The sequence below is a fragment of the Phaeobacter sp. PT47_59 genome (assembly GCF_028890025.1).
Lineage (GTDB): Bacteria > Pseudomonadota > Alphaproteobacteria > Rhodobacterales > Rhodobacteraceae > Phycobacter.
In genome coordinates this window covers 1-20,859 of the sequence record NZ_JARCJL010000014.1, presented here as the reverse complement: position 1 = coordinate 20,859, position 20,859 = coordinate 1, and the positions used below count along the sequence as shown (strand labels likewise).

14 protein-coding genes and 1 pseudogene are annotated in these 20,859 nt (G+C 63.5%); 14 read left to right on the top strand and 1 reads right to left on the bottom strand.

Annotated features, from left to right (window positions below; all coding sequences use genetic code 11):
- Nucleotides 1-28: 28 nt before the first annotated feature.
- The 9 genes from PXK01_RS13655 (at nucleotide 29) to glmM (ending at nucleotide 11,173) form a co-directional block, all read left to right on the top strand.
- Nucleotides 29-973 (top strand): NAD-dependent epimerase/dehydratase family protein, encoded by a 945-nt coding sequence (locus tag PXK01_RS13655; protein WP_274860504.1) that lies wholly within the window; start codon nucleotides 29-31, stop codon nucleotides 971-973.
- Nucleotides 974-983: 10 nt separating this feature from the next.
- Nucleotides 984-1,595 (top strand): sugar transferase, encoded by a 612-nt coding sequence (locus PXK01_RS13650; protein ID WP_274860573.1) that lies wholly within the window; start codon nucleotides 984-986, stop codon nucleotides 1,593-1,595.
- Between the two features lie 102 nt (nucleotides 1,596-1,697).
- Nucleotides 1,698-2,591 (top strand): UTP--glucose-1-phosphate uridylyltransferase GalU, encoded by an 894-nt coding sequence (gene galU / locus PXK01_RS13645; RefSeq protein ID WP_274860503.1) that lies wholly within the window; start codon nucleotides 1,698-1,700, stop codon nucleotides 2,589-2,591.
- 327 nt (nucleotides 2,592-2,918) lie between these two features.
- On the top strand, nucleotides 2,919-4,805 hold the full coding sequence (locus tag PXK01_RS13640) for a polysaccharide biosynthesis protein (protein ID WP_274860502.1): 1,887 nt from the start codon (nucleotides 2,919-2,921) through the stop codon (nucleotides 4,803-4,805).
- A 112-nt stretch (nucleotides 4,806-4,917) separates the two neighbouring features.
- The gene (locus tag PXK01_RS13635; RefSeq protein ID WP_274860501.1) at nucleotides 4,918-7,146 is read left to right on the top strand and encodes a YjbH domain-containing protein; all 2,229 of its coding nucleotides are present in this window, start codon (nucleotides 4,918-4,920) and stop codon (nucleotides 7,144-7,146) included.
- On the top strand, nucleotides 7,143-7,850 hold the full coding sequence (locus tag PXK01_RS13630; protein ID WP_274849560.1) for a YjbF family lipoprotein: 708 nt from the start codon (nucleotides 7,143-7,145) through the stop codon (nucleotides 7,848-7,850). The genes PXK01_RS13635 and PXK01_RS13630 overlap by 4 nt, the downstream gene beginning before the upstream one ends.
- A 175-nt stretch (nucleotides 7,851-8,025) precedes the next feature.
- Nucleotides 8,026-8,268, top strand: a complete 243-nt coding sequence (locus tag PXK01_RS13625; RefSeq protein ID WP_274860500.1) for a hypothetical protein — start codon at nucleotides 8,026-8,028, stop codon at nucleotides 8,266-8,268.
- A gap of 240 nt (nucleotides 8,269-8,508) precedes the next feature.
- Nucleotides 8,509-9,783, top strand: a complete 1,275-nt coding sequence (locus PXK01_RS13620) for a nucleotide sugar dehydrogenase (RefSeq protein ID WP_274860499.1) — start codon at nucleotides 8,509-8,511, stop codon at nucleotides 9,781-9,783.
- A 46-nt stretch (nucleotides 9,784-9,829) separates the two neighbouring features.
- The gene (gene glmM, locus PXK01_RS13615; protein ID WP_274860498.1) at nucleotides 9,830-11,173 is read left to right on the top strand and encodes a phosphoglucosamine mutase; all 1,344 of its coding nucleotides are present in this window, start codon (nucleotides 9,830-9,832) and stop codon (nucleotides 11,171-11,173) included.
- Between the two features lie 40 nt (nucleotides 11,174-11,213).
- Here glmM and PXK01_RS13610 read toward each other — a convergent pair whose 3' ends face one another.
- Nucleotides 11,214-13,859 (bottom strand): methyl-accepting chemotaxis protein, encoded by a 2,646-nt coding sequence (locus PXK01_RS13610; RefSeq protein WP_274860497.1) that lies wholly within the window; start codon nucleotides 13,857-13,859, stop codon nucleotides 11,214-11,216.
- A 472-nt stretch (nucleotides 13,860-14,331) separates the two neighbouring features.
- Between PXK01_RS13610 and PXK01_RS13605 the strand changes: the two genes are divergently transcribed.
- The 5 genes and pseudogenes from PXK01_RS13605 to PXK01_RS13590 all read left to right on the top strand — a co-directional run bounded on the left by PXK01_RS13605 (nucleotide 14,332) and on the right by PXK01_RS13590 (nucleotide 20,810).
- The gene (locus tag PXK01_RS13605; RefSeq protein ID WP_274860496.1) at nucleotides 14,332-16,995 is read left to right on the top strand and encodes a PAS domain S-box protein; all 2,664 of its coding nucleotides are present in this window, start codon (nucleotides 14,332-14,334) and stop codon (nucleotides 16,993-16,995) included.
- Nucleotides 16,996-17,532: 537 nt separating this feature from the next.
- Nucleotides 17,533-17,654: pseudogene (locus tag PXK01_RS22000) on the top strand (IS3 family transposase); the annotation flags it as partial.
- Between the two features lie 138 nt (nucleotides 17,655-17,792).
- Nucleotides 17,793-18,371, top strand: coding sequence for a hypothetical protein (locus PXK01_RS13600; RefSeq protein ID WP_274860495.1), 579 nt, complete (start codon nucleotides 17,793-17,795; stop codon nucleotides 18,369-18,371).
- Between the two features lie 93 nt (nucleotides 18,372-18,464).
- The gene (locus tag PXK01_RS13595) at nucleotides 18,465-19,478 is read left to right on the top strand and encodes a hypothetical protein (protein ID WP_274860494.1); all 1,014 of its coding nucleotides are present in this window, start codon (nucleotides 18,465-18,467) and stop codon (nucleotides 19,476-19,478) included.
- Nucleotides 19,479-19,772: 294 nt separating this feature from the next.
- Nucleotides 19,773-20,810: an ATP-dependent DNA helicase gene (locus PXK01_RS13590; RefSeq protein WP_274860493.1), complete on the top strand. Its 1,038-nt coding sequence runs from the start codon at nucleotides 19,773-19,775 to the stop codon at nucleotides 20,808-20,810.
- The last annotated feature ends 49 nt before the right edge of the window (nucleotides 20,811-20,859 follow it).

The following is a 20,859-nucleotide window of genomic DNA, read 5'->3' as shown; positions in this document are numbered from 1 at the left end:
GCAAGGCACAAGATAACAGGGCGACCAGATGGCAGAAAACTCAGGCAGTTCGGACGCAGGCAGCGCGGATATGGGGGGGGCTGCCATTCTGGTGCTGGGGGCCAGTGGCCGGATTGGCCGGACCCTGCGCCGCTGCTGGTCCAGGGGGCTGCCCGTCCCGGTGCCCGAGCCGGTCTCCCTGCGCTGGCAGGCCCGCAGGCGACCGGCAGACAGCCAAAAGACGCAAGACTGGCGCATTTTCGACCCGCTGAAGGATCCGAAAGCCCTGGCAGAGGCGGCCCGGGGCTGCGCGGCGATTCTCTGCCTGGCCGGTGTCACACCCGCGCGGGCAGGGCAGGGAGGGGCGGACATGGAAGACAATATCCGCCTGGGCGAGGCCGCCCTGCGCGCCGGTGCGGCCACGGGCGCGCGGGTGCTGCTCACCTCCTCGGCGGCGGTCTATGGCAATCAAAGCGGGCTGTTGCAGGAAGAGACCCCGCTGCAGCCCGCCAGCCCCTATGGTCTGGCCAAGGCCGAGATGGAGGCGCGCTGCGCCGCGCTGGCCGATGATCTGGGAGTCGAGGTCTCTATGCTGCGAATCGGCAATATTGCCGGGCTGGATGCGATCCTGGGTGGCTGGCGGGCCGGGTTCCAGCTGGATTGCCTTGCCGATGGGCGCACCCCCCGGCGCAGCTATATCGGCCCCAGCACCCTGGCGCAGGTGCTGGCCGCACTGCTGTTCGCGCCGGATCTGCCGGGGGTGATCAATGTCGCACAGCCCGGCGCAATCGAGATGGGCGATCTCCTGCGCGCCGCGGGCCTGGATTTCAGCCCGCGCCCGGCCCCCGAGACGGTGATCGGCGAAGTGGCTCTGGATGTGAGCCGCCTGATCGCGCTATTGCCGACACAGAGCGCGCCCGCGCCCGCGAATCCGGCGCAGATGGTGGCAGAATGGACCGCGCTGGCCGCAGTGAATGACACCCTTGAAGGATGACGGGACGCAGATGACCTGGGACAAACGGCTGTTCGACCTTTTCTTTGCCACCCTCCTGGTGGTGATTCTGGGACCGATTCTCCTGTTGCTGCTCCTGTGGCTCCTGCTGAAGGAGGGCCGCCCCGTCTTCTATGTGGCGGAACGCATGAAGACGCCGGATCAACCTTTCAATTTGTGGAAACTGCGCACCATGAGCGTGGTGGAGGAGGACAGCGGCGTTTCCGGTGGTGACAAGGCGGCACGGATTACCGCGACCGGCGCCTGGCTGCGGCGCAAGCGGTTGGATGAATTTCCGCAGCTGTGGAACATCCTGAAGGGTGATCTGTCCTTTGTCGGCCCGCGCCCACCCCTGCGCCAATATGTGGAAGCGCATCCAGAGCTTTACGGCGAGGTGCTCAAAAGCCGCCCCGGCGTGACGGGCCTTGCCTCGATCACTTATCACAAGCACGAGGCAGCCCTCCTGGAGCGCTGTAACAGCCCCGAGGAAACCGATGCCATCTATTCGCGCGTCTGCGTCCCGGCCAAGGCGCGGCTTGACCTGATCTACCAGCGCCACCGGAACATGTGCTTTGATTTCGACCTGGTGTTTCAGACCATCGGCAATATCTTCCGGCGCGGCTGAAACAGCCCCCAGTCATCCCACGAACAAGCGTCTTGGTTGTGATTGCCGCGTATCTTTGCAAGAAGGGGGCGTCATTTTTTACAAGTCATAGGACGATCCTGGATGCGCAAGAAAGTTACGAAGGCGATTTTCCCTGTAGCGGGGCTTGGGACGCGGTTTCTGCCGGCGACCAAATCGGTGCCCAAGGAGATCATGACCCTGGTGGACCGGCCTCTGGTGCAATACGCCATCGACGAGGCCCGGGCGGCGGGGATCAAGGAATTCATCTTCGTCACCTCGCGCGGCAAGGGCGCCCTGGAAGACTATTTCGACCACTCTCCGGTGCTGGAGCAGGAGCTGCGCAAGAAGGGCAAGACCGAGCTGCTCGAGGCGCTGAAGCACACCAATATGGACAGCGGCGCCATCGCCTATATCCGCCAGCATCAGGCGCTTGGCCTGGGTCATGCGGTCTGGTGCGCGCGGCGCCTGATTGCCAATGAACCCTTTGCGGTGATCCTGCCAGACGATGTGATCGCGGCCGACACCCCCTGTCTCAAGCAGATGGTCGAAGCCTATGAGGAGACCGGCGGCAATATGGTGGCGGCGATGGAAGTCGCGCCGGAAAAGGCAAGCGCCTACGGTGTTCTGGACGTGAAAGAGGACATGGGCGCCGTGGTCGAGGCCCGCGGCATGGTGGAGAAACCGGCCCTGGGCGAGGCGCCCTCGAACCTGGCGGTGATCGGCCGCTATATCCTGGAGCCGTCGGTGCTGCGCAATCTCAACAAGATGAAGCAGGGCGCGGGCGGCGAGATCCAGCTGACGGATGCGATTGCCCAGGACATCGAGCAGGACGTGCCGGTCTACGGCTACCGTTTCCAGGGCCAGCGCTTTGACTGCGGCTCCAAGGCGGGTTTCCTGCAGGCCACGGTCTCTTTCGCGCTCGCCCGCGATGATTTGCGCGACGAGCTGATGGGCTACCTGAACACGGTGACGGGGGTGACCCGGGCTGCCGAGTAGGTTGCACCGGCGACTGTTATCTGCGCTTACTGCCTGCGGCCATGCGAGCCTCCGGAATTTGAGTCTCGTTCAGCAGGTTTCCGCTTGTCGGCATTTTGCGATATACGGAAAACAGAGTAAGAATTGGAAAGTCGCATTTGATTTTTGTAAACTGAATGGATTGTAGGGACCCATTCGGCGTCAAAATTTAGAATGCGTTCAAGGCATGTATAGAATGGTGTCATGCGACAGTCGCAGGTCCAGTGTTCCAGGCAGGGAATCGGAGCGGATCCGGTTCCATGGCAAAGCACCTGCGATAAGGGCCGTTACGTCGCTGGGGGGCGATAGATGTTCAACTTGATTAGCGCCCTCTCGCGCAAACAGAAAGCCTATGTCTTCCTGGCCATCGACCTGGCGCTCTTGCCGCTGGCCCTGTTGCTGACCTTCGCCCTGCAACCGCTGCCGGACCCGGCCCTGCGCACCCTGGCCATGATGCTGCCGGTGCTGCCCTATGCCATGGCGGTGATGGCGGCGATGTCGGCCTGGCTGGGGCTGCCGATGGTGCAGCTCAATGCCTATGAGCGCCACGCGGTGACCCTGACAGCGCTGGTCGCCTTTGCCACCGCAAGTGCCGTGGCCATCCTCACCTATCTCTTTGGTCCCGACCTGCCCGCGGGCACCCATGTGATCTTTGGCCTCATCTATTTTCTGATCCAGGTGGGGGTGCGCAGCGTGCTGCATCAGGTGGTGCTGGCCATCTATCGCCGCGCCCAGCCCCGTTGCCGGGTGCTGATCTACGGTGCCGGCAATACCGGCACCCAGCTGGCCCAGGCGCTCAAGGCCCATGACGGGATCGATCCCGTCGCCTTTGTCGATGACAACTCGTCCCTGCAGGGCATGACCCTGGTTGGTCTGCCGGTGTTTTCCCCGGCGCGCATCGAGGAGATCGTCAAGAACCGTGAAATCAAGCGGGTGCTGCTGGCGATGCCGTCGCAGAGCCAGCCGAAACAGGCCAAGATCACCCAGCACCTGCAGGCCATGCGGCTGGAGGTGCAGGCGCTGCCCTCCTTTGCCCAGCTGATCGGCGAAGAGGCGCTGGTGGACAAGCTGACCCCGGTGGCGCCGCAAAGCTTCCTGGGCCGCGCCGCCCGCAACGTGCCGCTGAAAGCCGCCGCCCCCTCCTATGCGGGCCGGGTGGTGCTGGTTTCCGGCGCCGGCGGCTCGATCGGCTCGGAACTCTGCCGCCAGGTTGTCGCCTGCCGCCCGGAGAAACTGGTGCTGTTCGAGCTCTCGGAACTGGGCCTTTACACGGTGCACCAGGAGATGATGCAGCTGACCGCGGGCACCGGCATCGAGGTGGTGCCGGTTCTGGGCTCGGTCACCGATCCGCGCCAGGTGCGCCAGCTGCTGAGTCTCCATGATGTGCAGGTGGTGCTGCATGCGGCCGCCTACAAACACGTGCCGCTGGTCGAGGCCAACCCGCTGCCGGGGCTGGCCAACAATGTCTTTGGCACCGAAACCCTGGCGCGGGCCGCCGCCCAGGCCGGGGTGGAGCGCTTCATCCTGATCTCCTCGGACAAGGCGGTGCGCCCCACCAATGTGATGGGCGCCTCCAAGCGCATGGCCGAGCTGATCGTGCAGGATCTGGCCAGCCGCCATGCACAGACGATTTTCACCATGGTGCGCTTTGGCAATGTGCTGGGCTCCTCGGGCTCGGTGGTGCCGCTGTTCCAGGAGCAGATCAGCCGCGGCGGCCCGGTCACCGTCACCGACCCCAACGTGAAACGCTACTTCATGACCATCAGCGAGGCGGTGCAGCTGGTGCTGCAGGCCGGCGCTGAAGCCAAGGGCGGCGAGGTCTTCGTGCTGGACATGGGCGCGCCGGTCTCGATCCTGAAACTGGCACGCCAGGTGATCGAAGGGGCTGGCTACACGGTCCGCGACGAGGACAATCCCGACGGCGATATCCCCATTGAAATCATCGGTCTCAGGCCCGGCGAGAAGATGGAGGAAGAGCTGACGCTCAGCCAGGAGCTGATCGGCACCCGCCACCAGAAGATCTTTTGTGCCCGCGAAACCAAGCTGTCGGAGATCGAGGTCGCCGCCCTGCTGCGCGCCCTGCGCCAGGTCATCGTCTCGGGCGATGAAGAGGCGGCCCGGCAGGTCGTCAAACATTGGGTCGAAGGCTACACCCAGCCCCCGGCCCCAGCCCCGGCAAGCCGTGTCACCTCATGATGGCGCGGGCGGTCATCTGGGCGTTGATCCAGCGCCGGTTTCTGTGATCTAACCGGCGCAGACAGGGATTTTTCAGACAGTCAGGACCGCCGTGGCCCCTTTTCGAAGACATATGTTTTGGCGCCGCGCAGGCGGGCTGTTCCTTGGCCTGCTCTTGATGCCATTCCTTGCGGGCGGGGCCGCGCAGGCGCAATCCGCGCCCGGCGCCGACGGGTTTGCCAGCGCCGCAAGGGTTGGCGCCCATGAGGCGCCCAGCCTGACGCCGCCACCCACACCGGGGCTGAACTTCTACGGCACCCCCGGTCTGATCGACATGCCAAGCGCCGAGATGCTGCCGGACGGGCATTTCGCCACCACCCTGTCCTGGTTCGGCGGCCAGAGCCGCTACAACCTGACCTTCCAGGCGCTGCCCTGGCTTTCGGCCTCCTTCCGCTACAACGGTATCCGCAATCTGAACCTCTTTGGCTTCAGCACCTATTACGACCGCGGTTTCGACGTGCGCTTCCGGCTGCTGCGCGAGCGGCGCTACCTGCCCGAGCTGACCATGGGGCTGCAGGATTTTGCCGGCACCGGGGTCTATGCGGCGGAATATCTGGTGGCCACCAAGCGGATCGAAACGCCGCCCTTGCGCTTTGGCGGCGCGGCGGGGCGTGTGCCCGGCCAGTTGAAGATCACGGCGGGGCTTGGCTGGGGGCGGCTTGGCTCTCATGGCGCGATCGGCAAGACCGGCGGCAACCGCCCCAGCTTTGTCGGCGGCAGCACCGGCGGGCAGCTTTCCTATGACCAGTGGTTCCGGGGCGATTTTGCCCCCTTTGCCGGGGTCGAATGGCAGGCCAATGAACGCTGGTCCTTCAAGGCGGAATACTCCTCGGACGCCTATCGCACCGAGACCCGGGCCTCCAATGTCTTTGAGCGCAAGTCGCAGGTGAACCTGGGCCTGGAGTACCAGAGATCCCCGACCACCCGGATCGGCGCCTATTATCTTTATGGCTCAGAATTCGGCGTCACCGCCCAGTTCCAGCTGAAGCCGCGCCATCCGATGGTGCCGACACAGGTGCCCGCCCCGGCGCCCATCGTGCCGCGCAGCCAATGGGCCACCGAAGAGGCCCACTGGAGCCAGGACTGGGCGCAAAGCCAGAACAAGCGGGTCGAGGTGCGTGACCTGGTCGCCGAGGACCTGAAGTCGCACGGGCTGGTGCTGGAGGCGATCGACCTCAAGGGCACCGAGGCCGAGGTGCGCTTCCGCAACCCGCGCTATCGCTCCTATGCCATCGCGGTGGGCCGGGTGGCGCGCACCATGGCGCGGGCGCTGCCGCCCTCGGTCGAGACCTTCCGCATCATCCCGGTGCGCTCGGGCATGGGGCTGTCGGCCACGGTGGTGCGCCGCAGCGACCTGGAGGATCTGGAATTCGCCCCCGAGGCGGTGGACGGTCTGGCCGCGGTCACAGCCGTGACGGCTGCCGGGCCGCTGCCCGAGACGGCGATCTTCTCGGGCGAGCTGTATCCGGCCTTTTCCCATTCCATCAGCCCCTATGCGGATCCCGCCTATTTCGACCCGTCGCGGCCCTTCCGGATGGATCTGGGCGTGGATCTTTCCGCCTCTTATGCGCCGACACCGGGCTGGCGCATCTCCGGGACCATCCGCCAGCGGGTCTGGGGCAATGTGCAGGACGGGCGCGCCTCGAACTCGGTGCTGCCCCATGTGCGCACCGACCAGTCCTTTTACGCCCAGCACGGCACCACCCTGGAAAGCCTCTATGTGGATCGCAGCTGGCAGCCCCGGCATAATTTCTATGCCCGGCTGCGTGCCGGCCTGTTCGAGGCCATGTATGGCGGTATCTCGGGCGAGGTGCTGTGGAAACCGGTCTCCAGCCCGCTGGCGCTGGGGCTGGAGACCAATTACGTCATCCAGCGCGATTACGATCAGCGGTTTTCCTTCCGCGATTACAAGACCTTCACCGGCCATGCCTCGGCCTATCTGGAGCTGGGCGGGAACTACCAGGCGCAGGTCGATGTGGGCCGCTACCTGGCCGGGGATTACGGCGCCACCTTCAGCCTGTTCCGCGAATTCGAAAACGGCTTCAAGGTCGGTGGCTTCTTCACCCGCACCAATGTCTCGGCGGCGGATTTCGGCGAAGGCTCCTTTGACAAGGGCTTCTATTTCCGCATCCCGCTGGGCTGGCTGATCGGCAAGGAAAGCCGCAACGCCTACGGGCTGACCATCCGCCCGATCCAGCGTGACGGCGGCCAGCGGGTCGGCGGCGTCGGCGGGCTTTACGGCGATGTGCGCGACGCGCATCGCAGCAGCCTGACGGCACAACGGGCGAGGGCCTGGGAATGATCGCACCACGCATCCGCCGCGCTCTGCGCAACAGCCTTGGCGCGGTCGCCGCTGTTTTTGCCCTGGCCGCCTGCACCGGTGGTCAGCAGGAAGCCGGGCTTGAGCTGGAGATCCTGAAGACCGTGCGCGATCAGGTGAAGCTGCGGCTCAAGGACAAGCCAGAGCGCCCGCCGGTGACCCGGGCACTGCTCGACAGTCTGGATGACACCTATATCGAGGTCCGGGTCGAGGACAGCGACCTGCTGGCCTATCTGCGCCCCTTGCTGGTGAAACAGGACAGCACCCCCGGCACCCTGACCCTTTGGGTGACCGAGGATTCGGTGACCCTGGCCCTGCGCGAAGGCGTGCTGACCGCCACCCGCGGGCTGCGCAACGACATGCTGTCCGCCTCGACGCTGGTCACGGAAACGGGCGGCAGGATGGGCCCCCGGGGGCAGGGGGCGCGGCGCTATGAAATTGCCGCCCTCGACAACCGCTCCGAAGTCTTCACCCTGGCCTGCACGGTCTCGGATCTGGGACCGGAAACCATCGAGATCGTCGAGCTGACCTATCAGACCCGCCACCTGCAGGAGCACTGCGAAAGCGAATCTGGCCTGGTGGTCAACGACTACTGGGTTGATTCCCGCAGCGGCCATCTGTGGCAATCGCGCCAATGGGCCGGTCCCACCATCGGATATATGCGCATCCGCCAGTTGACACTTTGAGCGATTCTTCGCCATTTTCCCCCAACCAGAGGCCCGACTTGGGGACCCACGCGCGGTTTTCGCGCAACGGTCAAAAAAAATGTATTTTTCGACAGGTTATTGGCTTTCCTTTCGTTGAAATGAAACTTCCTCTGGCATAGGGTCACCCTCAAAGGTCTCCATAGGAGTTTGGATCATGAAACAGTTCTTCGCAGCATTTGCCCTGGCCACCATGGCCGCAACCTCCCTGTCCGCACAGGCCGCACCCGCAGCAGGCGCTGGTGGTGCCGGTAATGGCGTAGGCGCAGCAGGTCTCGGCGGTGGTCTCGGCGCAGCTGGTATCGCAGCTGGCGTTATCGCGGCAGCTGTCGTGGTTGGCGTTGTCACCAATGACGACGACACCACCACCACCACAACCACCACAACCACCAACAACTAAGCTTGGTGCACCGCCCTTTTGGGGGTGATCGGTTTCAGGCCGAATGACATTGAAGAAGCGGGCTCTTTCGGGTCCGCTTTTTCTTTTCGGCAGCCCTTTGCGGCGCCGGTGCCTTTCTGTTGAAGCACCCTGCGCCGCGGTTTATAGCCGAAGGTCAGACGGCCCCAAGGCCCCTGACCGCCAGGGCGCCGCAGAGGAAAGGACCCCCCGCATGAGTGCTCCGGCCATGAGCAATCCGACATGACCGTGTCAGAGGCGCGGATTTGCGTGATCGGCCTGGGCTATGTGGGCTTGCCGCTGGCGGTGGCCTTTGGCGGGCTGCGCCCGACCTTAGGCTTTGACATCGACGCCAGCCGCATCGATGAGCTGCGCCAGGGCCACGACCGGACCCGGGAGACCGGCGCCGAGGAACTGGCGGGCGCCGATCAGCTGGGCTTTACCGCCGATCCCACCGAAATCGCCGGTTGCTCGATCTATATCATCACCGTGCCGACCCCGGTGGATGCCAGCCACCGCCCGGATCTGACACCGCTGCTGCGCGCCTCGGACACCGTTGGCCGCGTGCTAAAACCCGGCGATCTGGTGATCTACGAAAGCACCGTCTACCCCGGCGCCACCGAGGAAGACTGCGTGCCGGTGCTGGAAGCCGCCTCCGGGCTGGTCTTCAATGCAGATTTCCACGTCGGCTATTCTCCCGAACGGATCAACCCCGGTGACAAGGCGCGGCGCCTGGCCGATATCGTCAAGGTGACCTCCGGCTCGACGCCCGAGGTGGCAGCAAAGGTCGATGCGCTCTACCGCCAGGTGGTGCGGGCGGGCACCCATCCGGCCCCCTCGATCCGGGTGGCCGAGGCCGCCAAGGTGATCGAGAACAGCCAGCGCGACATCAATATCGCCCTGGTGAACGAGCTGGCGATGATCTTCAACCGCATGGGGATCGACACCGAGGCGGTGCTGGACGCGGCCGGCAGCAAGTGGAATTTCCTCAACTTCCGCCCCGGCCTGGTGGGCGGGCACTGTATCGGGGTCGATCCCTATTACCTGACCCACAAAGCCGAAAGCCTGGGCTACCATCCCGAGATCCTGCTGGCAGGGCGGCGGCTCAACGATGGCATGGGCGCCTATGTGGCCGGCGAGATGGTCAAGGCGATGCTGCGCCGCAGGTTGCCGGTGGCGGGTGCCCGGGTCTTGGTGATGGGGCTGACCTTCAAGGAGAACTGCCCCGATCTGCGCAACACCCGCGTCATCGACGTGGTGCGCACGCTTGAGGAATTCGGCCTCATCGTTGAGGTGCACGATCCCCATGCCGACCCCGAAGAAGCGCTCTTGGAATATGGGATCACCCTGGTCGAGCGCCCCGGCATGGCCGCCTATGAAGGCATCCTGCTGGCGGTGGCTCATGACGCCTTCCGGCAGATGGGCGCCAAGGCCCTCCGCGCCTATGGCACCCCGGGCGCGCTGCTTTATGATCTGAAATACATCCTGCCCCCCGAAGACTCGGACCTGCGCCTCTAGAGGCTGCGCCGGAGCGGGGGCGTCCTGACGGAAAGACGAACAAAACATGCGCAAGTTCTTTGGCACCGACGGGGTGCGCGGCACCGCCAACACCTATCCGATGACCGCCGATATGGCGCTGCGCATCGGCGCCGCCGTCGGGCGCTACTTCCGCCGCGAGGCCGGCGGGGTGCACCGGGTGGTGATCGGCAAGGACACCCGCCTGTCGGGCTATATGTTCGAAAGCGCGCTGACCGCGGGCCTCACCTCGACCGGCATGAACGTGCTGTTGCTGGGGCCGGTGCCGACCCCGGCGGTGGGGCTGATGACGCGCTCGATGCGCGCCGATCTCGGCGTGATGATCTCAGCCAGCCACAACCCGGCCGAGGATAACGGGATCAAGTTCTTCGGCCCCGACGGCTTCAAGCTGTCGGATCAGGCCGAACTGGAGATCGAAGCCCTGATCGAGACCGGGGTGGAGCCGGCCCGGGCGAGCAATATCGGCCGCGCCAAGCGCATTGACGATGCGCGCTTTCGCTATGGCGAGCGGGTGAAATCCTCGCTGCCGCGCGACATTCGCCTCGATGGCCTCAAGGTGGTGGTGGATTGCGCCCATGGCGCCGCCCACCGCGCTGCGCCGGAAATCCTCTGGGAGCTGGGCGCCGAGGTGATCCCCATGGGCATCTCCCCCGATGGCACCAATATCAACCGCGGCTGCGGCTCCACCCAGCCGCAGGCGGCGGCCGAAATGGTGGTGGCCCATGGCGCCGATGTGGGGATCTGCCTGGATGGCGATGCGGACCGGGTGATCGTGATCGATGAAAACGGCGCCATTGCCGATGGCGATCAGCTGATGGCGCTTCTGGCGGTCCGCTGGGCCGAGGCCGAGCAGCTGGCGGGCGGCGCCCTGGTGGCGACGGTGATGTCGAACCTCGGGCTGGAACGCTTCCTGGAGGGGCAGGGCCTGAGGCTGGAGCGCACCGCCGTCGGCGACCGTTACGTGGTCGAAGCCATGCGCGCGGGCGGCTTCAACCTGGGCGGCGAACAATCCGGCCATATCGTGATGAGCGATTACGCCACCACCGGCGACGGGCTGATGGCAGGGCTGCATGTGCTGGCGGCCATGGTGCAGACGGGGCGGCCGGCCTCCGAACTGGTGCGCCAGTTCGACCCCGTGCCGCAGCTTTTGAAGAACGTGCGCTTTGGCGCCGGTCAGACCCCGCTTGAGACGGCATCGGTCAAGGCGGCAATCCGCGAGGCCGAGGCCGCGCTGGCCGGGCAGGGGCGGCTGCTCATCCGCAAATCCGGCACCGAGCCGCTGATCCGGGTGATGGCCGAATGCGAGGATGATGCGCTGCTTGAGCGGACCGTGGATCAGGTGGTCGAAGCCGTCGAAGCCGCCACCGCCTGATCACCCGCCCAGGCCTGAACTTGGGATCAGGCCGACAGGATCAGGCCGATAGGCGCGGCGCCTCGTCCGGCATGTCTTCCGCTGCGGCGCCGCCGCCGGTGCGGAAACGCTCCAGCGCCGCCGCCATGGCCTGGGCCTCTTGCGACAGGGCAATGGAGGCTGAGGTCACCTCTTCAAAAAGGGCGGCATTCTTGGTGGTGGCATCATCGAGATTGGCCACCGCGCCATTGACCTCCTGCAGGTTGCTGGACTGCTCGGCCGAGGCGCGGGAAATATTCTGCATCAGATCCGCCGCGCCCGAGACCGATTGCGAGATCTCGTTGATCACCTCGCCGGTGCGTTCGACCAGTTCGGCGCCCATATCCACATGTTCCTGGCTTTCGGCGACCAGTTCGGCGATCTCGGTCGCGGCCTCCTTCGAGCGATGCGCCAGGCTGCGCACCTCGGAGGCGACCACGGCAAACCCCTTGCCGACAGAGCCGGCCCGGGCCGCTTCCACCCCGGCATTGAGCGCCAGGAGATTGGTCTGCTGGGCGATGCTGTCGATGAGGCCGATGATCTGGGAAATCTTCGCGGCACTTTCCTTGATTGCCTCCATCGCCGCAAAGGTGCGCTGCACCACCTCCAGGCTTTCGCGGGCATTGCGATGGGCGGTCTCCACCGAGGCCGACGCCTCTCCGGAGGCGCGCGCGGTGCTGTCCACCGAGACCGTCAGCTGGTTGAGCGCCGCCGCGGTCGTGGCCAGGGTCTGCGCCGAATGTTCCGACCGGGCCGACAGATCGCGGGCGGCGCCGGAAATCTCGGTGGTGCCACTGGCGGTGGACTGGCCGCTCTGGCTGAGGCTGTGCATGGAGTCTTCCAGCGCCTCCAAGGCAGCGTTGAAATCGGCGCGCAGCTTGGCATAGCCCTCGCTCATCGGGACGGTGATGCGCGCGGTCAGATCCCCCTCGGCCAGCCGCTCCAACCCCTCGCCGATGGCATTGACCGCGGCCCGCTGCTGGGCCAGGTTCTGCTGGCGCTCGGCCTCGGCCGCCTTTGAAATCTCTTCCTTTTCCACCAGCCCGTCGCGGAACACCGACAGCGCCCGGGCGATGCGGCGGATTTCCGAACTGGAACGGTCAAAGCCTGCAACCGGGCTCATGTCGCCGCCTGCCAGGTTCTCGGTGGTTTCGCTGATCCGCGCCAGGGGGCGGGTGATCAGGATCCGGGTCAGCAGCAGCGCCGCCAGCAGCACCACGACAGAGACCACAAGCAGGCTCTGCATCTGGATCTGCGAGGCCTTCACCTCCCGCGACACCGAGGCGGCCATCTCGGCAATGGCGGCCTGGTTGTCCACGTTGAGCGCGGTCGCGCGCCGGGCGATCGTGGCCACGGCCTCGGCCGCCTGGCTTGAGGCGGCCACTGTTTCCGCCCGCGCGTTGATGGTGGCAATGCGCGAGGCGGCCAGCCCGGTTTCGGGGTTCACATCCTCGGCGATCTTCTCCAGATCCTTGGCGATCACCTCACCCTCGTCGGCGCTGAAGGCCAGCAAGGCCTCGGCCGCCGCCTGCAACGGATCTGCTGCCGTGCGCAGTTCGGGAACGGTGTCGGCCGCCAGCACCTGCAGGGCGGCCAGCTGCAGGGCATTGACCTGGGTGTTCATCTCCAGAAGGTGGTTCAGCACACCGATTTCATTATCCAGGAGGCTTTGCACCGCATCGCGGCTTTCCTCGGCGGTTTCCTCGGCAACGATTTCCAACACGAAGATCATATCCTCGATCGCCTTCATCAGCACATTGTCGCTGGCCTGGCGGTGATCCAGAACCAGCGGGCGCAGCTCTTTCTGCTCGGAGCGGCGCGCGCGCATCATGCGGTCAAAGGCGACCAGCGCCTCTTCGACGATCCCCGCCTCGACCGGATCCACCTCCATCTCCACCAGGCGTTCGGGCAGATCGGCCAGCGCCGCCTTGGCGCCCTTGGCCATCTGCGTCATGGCCCGCTTCAGCGCCGGTTCCCGGGTCTGGCCCAGGGCCATGGCCACGCCGGACAGGAGATTGATCTCCGCCTGGGCCTCCAAGAGGGTCTGCAGCTTGGTGAAATGCTCCTCCACCAGAACGGCCAGGGACTCCTCCAGGGCGACCATCGTGTTCTCGCCGCCATCCGACAGCGCGGCATAGGCGTGCTCTGCCGCCTCCAGCAGGTGCACCTGCAGCGCCTGCCCATGCAGCTGCAGCGCATCGATCTGCGCTGCGGTCCGGGCCTCGCTGTCAAAGGTGGTCGCCCGCGCTGCCATCAGCGCATTGAGCGCCTGCACCGCCCCATCGGCCAGAACCTCGTAATCGGCGCGCACCGCGGGCGGCAGCCCCGCGACCCCTTCGCCCAGATGGCGGACAGCGGTATCGACCCGCTCCCGGACCCCGGCCAGCGCCCCCGCGTCATCGACCAGCAGGATATCGGTCATCACCGTCCGGGTCAGCCCGGTGGCCTCGGTCAGACGGGCGCTGACCTCCATCTGCGGCAGCTTCTCCCCGGTCAGCACCGACATTTCATCCGACACGCGACCAAACACCAGAAAGGCCAGCACCCCGACGCCGGCCGAGACCCCGCCCATCGCCAGCAGGATCAGGACCAGCTTGGCCCCGATGCTGGACAAGGGACGAAACCGCCGCGAAGCGGGCTGCGTTTCAGAAGAGGCCATCTGCGTCATGTTCTGCCACCTGTATCTAGGTTGATCGTAACCGAAAGCCGCAACTGCCCCTCCCAACAGCCGGAGGATGCAGGCGCGCTCAAATTGACCAGACAGAGCCTATCGCCCCAAGGTTTAAAACTATTTTATAACTCACCTGCTTTTTACCTATAATTTGCCTGTTCTCCCGCGCCGCTACGGGGCAAATACGGGCAGGCAGGCAGGTTCTGTCCGCCCGGTGCAGGCGCATGAAACGCTCTTGAGACTCCCGTTCTGGTTTTTCTTCTGATTTGAAGGCTCCGCTAAGGTTTTGTCGCTAACGTGCCTTTCGGCAGTGCCCATCGGTCGGCTGCGCTCCTGGCAGCCGGTTGCCCTGCAGGCCAGCAGAGCCATATGTGAATGGGTAGGCCAGGTGCGATCGGGTCAGGCATGTGTGACCGGGTCAGTTAAGAGTTGAACGAGGTGTCCAGTGCCCAAGGCAGAGCAAAGCCACATGGATAGCAGGTTGATCGCCCTGATCGGGGCGGCGCAGGCTCCGATGGCGCTGATCACCGCAGAGCTGGCCCTTGTCGCGGCCAATGCCGCCTTCCGGCAGGCCGTGCCGCTGCGCGACGGCCCTGCAGGTCCGGAATTCCTCTCGCCGCCACCGATCTCCCGCAAGGCCCTGAGCCCGCAGATGCCCCCCCTGCAGTGCACGGTGCCGGGGCGGCCAGGGACGCAGACCTGGCATATCAGCGCCCTGGGTCCGGATCTCTATATGGTGGAGCTGACCCCGCCGCAGGTCTTCCTGCGGCGCCGGTTCTACAGCCACCTGCGCAGCCTGGCCGCGGCCACGCAAAGCCCGGTGATCTTCTGCACCCCCGATCAGCGCATCCGCTGGATCAACCCGGCCTGCGAGGCACTCACCGGGTTCAGCGCTCAGGAGGCCCGTGGCCGCAAGCCCAGCGAGATCCTGCACAGCGCCCATATGGATCCCGAAGGCGCCGCCCGCATCACCCGGGCCATGACCGCCGAAGAACCGGTGACCGCAGAACTGTTGAACCGCACCCGCTCGGGCGAGGAATACTGGCAAGTGCTGGATGTCACCCCGCTGCATGGTCCCGATGGCCAGCTGGAAGGCTATGTGGCGATCCACACCGATGTCACGCCTTTGAAGAAGGCCGCCGAAGACAATATGCGCAGTGCCCGGCTGGGCCGCATCATCGAGGAAAGCCTGCACGAGATCTATATCTTCGATCCCGAGACGCTGACCTTCTCCGAGGTGAACCGGAGCGCGCGCGACAACCTCGGCTACAGCATGGCGGACCTGGCGCAGATGACGCCGGTGGATATCAAGCCCGATTACGATGAGGACAGCTTCCGGCAGATGGTGCAGCCGCTGATCGCGGGCACGCAAAGCACCCTGCGCTTCAAGACCCGCCACCGGCGCCGGGACGGCAGCTGCTACCCGGTCGAGGTGACCCTGCAGCTGATGATGGATGATCAGCCCTGGTTCGTGGCCATGGTCGAGGATTCCACCCAGCGCGATGCCAGCCAACAGGCGGCCGAGATGGCCCATGCCCGGCTGGTGACCGCGATCGAGGCCCTGCCCGAAGGCTTCGGCCTGGTCTTCTACGATGCCGATGACCGGCTGGTGCTGGCCAATGCCCGCTACCGCGAGATCTACGCCGACAGCGCCCCGGTGATCCGGGAGGGCGTCCGCTTTGAAGACGTGCTGCGCTACGGGCTGGCGCATGGCCAATATGAAGAGGCCAAGGGCCGCGAAGAGGAATGGCTGCGCGGCCGGCTGGCGCAGCATCGCCAGGAAAGCAGCACCACGCGCCAGAGACTCGGCAATGGGCGGGTGCTGCAGATCTATGAACGCGCCACACCCGACGGGGGCCGGGTGGGCCTGCGGGTGGATGTGACCGAATTCGACGAGGCCCGCGCCCGCGCCGAAGCCGCCAATGCCGCCAAATCCGCCTTCCTCGCCAATATGAGCCACGAGATCCGCACCCCGATGAACGGCATCCTCGGCATGCTGCAGCTCCTGTCGGAAACCACCCTGGACGGCGAACAGGCCGAAATGCTGGAAACGGCAGAGACCTCGGCGCAGGGGCTGCTGTCGATCCTCAACGACATTCTGGACCTGGCCCGGATCGAGGCCGGCAAGGAAGAGCTGGACCAGGCGCCCTTTACCCCCGCCTTGGTGCTGCAGCAGGTGGCCTCGCTGCATCGGGTGGTGGCCGAAGCCAAGGACGTATGCCTCAGGCTGGAGCTGGCGCCCGGCACCGAAGAGCCGCGCCTGGGCGATGCCCGCCGGGTCGGGCAGATCCTGCATAACCTCTGCGGCAATGCGCTGAAGTTCACCCAAGCCGGCCAGGTGCAGTTGACCGCCGGGATCAGCAAGGAGGGCGCCCTGCGCCTTGAGGTCCGCGACAGCGGCATCGGCATGAACCAGGAAGCGCTGCAGCGGGTCCAGGGCAAATTCGAACAGGCCGACAATTCCACCACCCGCGCCTTTGGCGGCACCGGCCTGGGGCTGGCGATCGTCTCGGAACTGGTGGCGCTGATGCAGGGGCGGCTCGACATGAAGTCCACGCCCGGGCAGGGCACCACCGTCACCGTAGAACTGCCGCTGCCGCTGGCGCCGGAAGGCGCCCTGTCCACGGGTGACGCCGCCGTGCAAGAGCTGCCGCACCGGGGCTTGACCACCGCCGCGCCAGACATATCCCGGGACCCCGAGCGCAAGACCAGGCCCGACGGCAAGGACCATACCACCGCGCAGCCCCTGCGCATCCTAGTGGCCGAGGACAATGCCACCAACCGGATGATCATCGACAAGATGCTGACCCGCATGGGCCATGAGGTGGTGCTGTGCAACGATGGGGCCGAGGCGGTCGCCACCTGGCAGCCCGGCGCCTTTGACTGCCTGTTGATGGATATTTCGATGCCCCGGCTGTCCGGCATCGAGGCGCTGCAGGAGATCCGCAAGCAGACCCGGGCCCAGGGCCAGAGCGCAACACCGGCCATTGCGGTCACCGCCCATACCATGCCGGATCAGGTCGCGGCCCTCCTGCGCGAAGGGTTTGACGCGGTGCTGAGCAAGCCGATCCATGCCCGGGAGCTGGACCGGATGCTGGATGGCTGCCGATCCAGGTCCGAACCCTTGCAATAAGGCGCGGGGCCTGGTCTTCCGCAGGCATCACAACACCAAGCAGGCCGCTCAGCAATGCCCGGGCACCGATGTAATCACTTTAGACTTGTCCCGTTTTATGCCGCTACACGTTCTCGTTTAGGCCACTGTCCGTTCGAGAGCGACTGAGCTTTTCCAACCCAATGCTCTATGCAAATTCAGGGAGCACTTTGCGGCTCTGGCGGTCGTAGGAGCTTCCAAACGCCCAGCTACCCCGGCGCCAGAGTGCATCCCCCTCGTCTCCATCGAAAAAACCTAGGACTTCGCTCCACATGTCTAGCACCGGCGGGACCTACCGGGATGTCGAGCCATTCCTCGCCGTGGTCCCAGCATAAATCTCACTCCCCCATATCGAGGCGCGCAGAGACGCCGCAGGAGTTGCACCCTGCGCAAGCCACGCGAATTTGACAGCCGGGAAGTGCCGGTAATGGGATCCGCCTCTTAGGCACCGAGGCGGGCACCACATTCAGCTTCAGTCGCTCCGCATACCAAGGCAATGTATACGCTCACCGACGCCATAGGCACCACAGGTTGGCCATCTTCCAATACATCAACGGCTTCTACAATCCGCGACGGCGGCACTCAGCACTGGATTGAAAAGCCCCATCGCATTCGAGAGAAAGGCCCGGAAAGTGAGCTAAACGCTCTCCACTAAATCCGGGCAAGGCCATCAGATTTTGAAAATCGAAGCAATCCGCAGCAATCCGACGTCCTCAACGCTATAATGAAGGAAGCAATCAGAGGATTGCCTTAAACACACACTAAATAAGGATGCCGAAATGGACACCACCTCCAACCGCCTTGGCGGACCAGTAGATGTTTGCGCACTTAATGCCTCCGCTATTAACAATGGCAAGTCTCTCTCCGGAGCCAAACACGATTTCATAGACAAGGACATGGTCTTTTCCATGATCCAGTGGATGGCCGATGAACTTAATAGTGAAAAAGACGCGCCGGAGCTTGTGCGCTGCCTTCTGGGTATGGCCAATGAGCTGGTGCAGACCCTTGAGCACCACGAGCTGATCCACATCACACACGCTGACACTAACGGGATTGGCTCGGCCACCGAAGCTCCTATGCTTCCGCCCCGGATACCTCCTCTGCCTTCACTTGCTCAGCTTCATCGTCTTCCTCGTGAAGATCAGGCTCGCTTTCTCGACAAGCGGGCAAGTGATCTCATGCGCGAAATCGAAGGCTTGAGGCTCGGTTACTATGAAGCGCCAGATTATCGGCTCGACTATCGCATGATCGAGCAGGCCCGCCGCAGGTATCGCAAACTGCGCGACACGGCCATGAAGCTGGGCCACTGGACAGATGGACGTTGGGAGGCGGGTTCAGAAGAAACACACCTCGTCTGACGCGCCCCCAAGACCCTCCCTGAAAACAAGATACGAACCAAAAACTGGGATTTCAGCCGCACGGCTGGTCCCAGCACGATGGAGACATGTCAAATGACAAGAACCGCACACGACATCAGGTTGAACAAACTCTACCGCGTTCTGAACCTGATACCCGCCAAGTATCGCGCACGTGAAGCCGAGCTGATGCCGAATAAATGGCCAGAATACCGTTTTCTGACGCCTTGGGATGCCAACCGGCTGTTCCACAAGTCCTTTATAGAGGCCTATAAAAATTATCTTCGCACCAACATCGACGCCACTACCGCAGCCGACATCAAGATCGGCTTCAAACTGAATTTCCATAAACGGAACGCCCATCTGACCCAGCTCTACGTCGCACGCCAGAAAGCCGACGAGATTGGTTTGCCTTATCCTGCCTACTTGGAGTTCATTTTCACATTTGCGGCCGCGCGCAGATATAGACAACCGCCGCAGCCTAATCAGCTTTGGCCCAACGAGAAGAAACTTGATGCCTGGCTGACCAAGATAGTGGAGTTCTGGAACAACGACCGCCATTGCCTGGAATTGAACCGGATGAAAAGCATGCCCCAATATGCGTATTACTCTGACCGGGGCCTTCCGGCACAGCATCGGTTTCGCTCTGAATTGATCGATATGGTCTCAACTGGCGCAATGTCGACAAACAGCTTCGTGGCAAAGCATGTCTTCGAGCGCCAGTACTTTCGGATCGACAGTTGCGATTTCCTGGAAAGGTCTGCAGCTGAAAATGCCGAACGCAATGCACGCGCGGACATGGGCATCGGCCTCCTGACACAGACCGACTATCGGACACTGAGCAAGGAAGATTTCTACCAGAGCTGTTTTGGGGTTCCTGGCATCGTCGTGTCCGATAATCCTGTCTGTTCTTCCTGTCAGCAGCGTAAAGAATGCGAACTGACTCGTCAGTCAGTTATTTCAAGGTCACTTTCCGAGACGGGATTTGCTGATCCGATTGACGAAGCTGACAGGCGGGGAAATCGGAGGCGCGTGAACGAATACCGCGCGCGTCAGCGTGCAATGAAATCTAAGGCCAATGCGGCTCCGTCGCCGGAAGTTGCCATGTAATGCCCCCCGTGTTGCGAGCACAGCGTAAAAAGAAAGAAGAAAATATTAGGGACGTATTACACCCTCCGGAAACCAGAACACTCCCCCCGGATATGTAATGCTCCCCTAATTGTTAGCTTCCTCCGGAACACCCCTCCTGAAGTTCAAACCGAAACAAGGGGGGCATTACACAGTCAGCCCTGCGAACGCTGCTCTTGCGAACAAACAGTTGGCCTGACCGCCCCCGAGAAACAATCCCCCTGCCAACCGCGCCCGGTGGGCGAGAGCTCCCCATCTTGAAAAGGAAACAAACACATGAATGCCACCCGTTTTGTCATGTCCAGCCAGCAGCTTTCGGCACTCGACCGCGTTGCATCCTGGTTGAAGAAGGACTCCCAGACGGACAAGGTCTTCCGCCTCTTCGGGTATGCCGGCACCGGCAAGACGACCATCGCCAAACACTTGGCTGCTGGCCTGAACAGACAGGTCGTCTATGCAGCCTTCACCGGTAAGGCCGCCATGATGATGCAGCGCAATGGATGTGAAGGCGCATCCACAATTCACAGTTTGATCTACCAGGTAGAGAAGGGACTGGATGGCAAAATCAGCTTCCGGCTTGATATGGACAGTGCGGCAGCAGATGCCGACCTCATCGTACTCGACGAATGCTCCATGGTGGACGATGATCTGGCGCTCGACCTCATGTCGTTCGGCACACCTATTCTTGCGTTGGGAGACCCTGCTCAGTTGCCTCCTGTGAATGGTGACGGATTCTTCACTAACACCGAGCCCGACATAATGCTGACCGAAATCCACCGTCAGGCCAAGGATAGCCCGATCCTGCGGCTAGCGACTGACATTCGCGAAGGCAAACCGCTGAAGTATGGTTCATATGGACGCAGCTGTGTGGTGCCGGATGGGAGCCTTGAGATCGATGAAGTCCTTTGTGCGGACCAGCTCCTGGTCGGTAGAAACGTCACCCGCAGACACTACAACGAAGAAATTCGTCGAGCGCTGGGGCGCACTAGCGATCTGCCAGAGATTGGCGATCGCTTGGCGTGCCAGCGCAATGACCATGGTCTGGGAATCTTTAACGGTGGCATGTTCACCGTAGTCTCCAAACCGAAGAAATCACGGTTTGCGGAGACCATTTCGTTGGAACTGAAATCACTCGACTTTCCGAGCAACGAAATCTATCGCGTGCGCGTGCATCCGGACTTCTTCGCTCGCGATGAAACTGAAGTGTCCGGGAAGGAATTAAGAAACACTCAGCGTTTCAGGTATGGTTACGCGTTGACAGCGCACAAGGCCCAGGGAAGCCAGTGGGCCCGTATTCCCCAAGTAACCCGCTGATTTCGCTGTCCTGAACTCGACATTACCTATATAAATCATGGTGTTGATG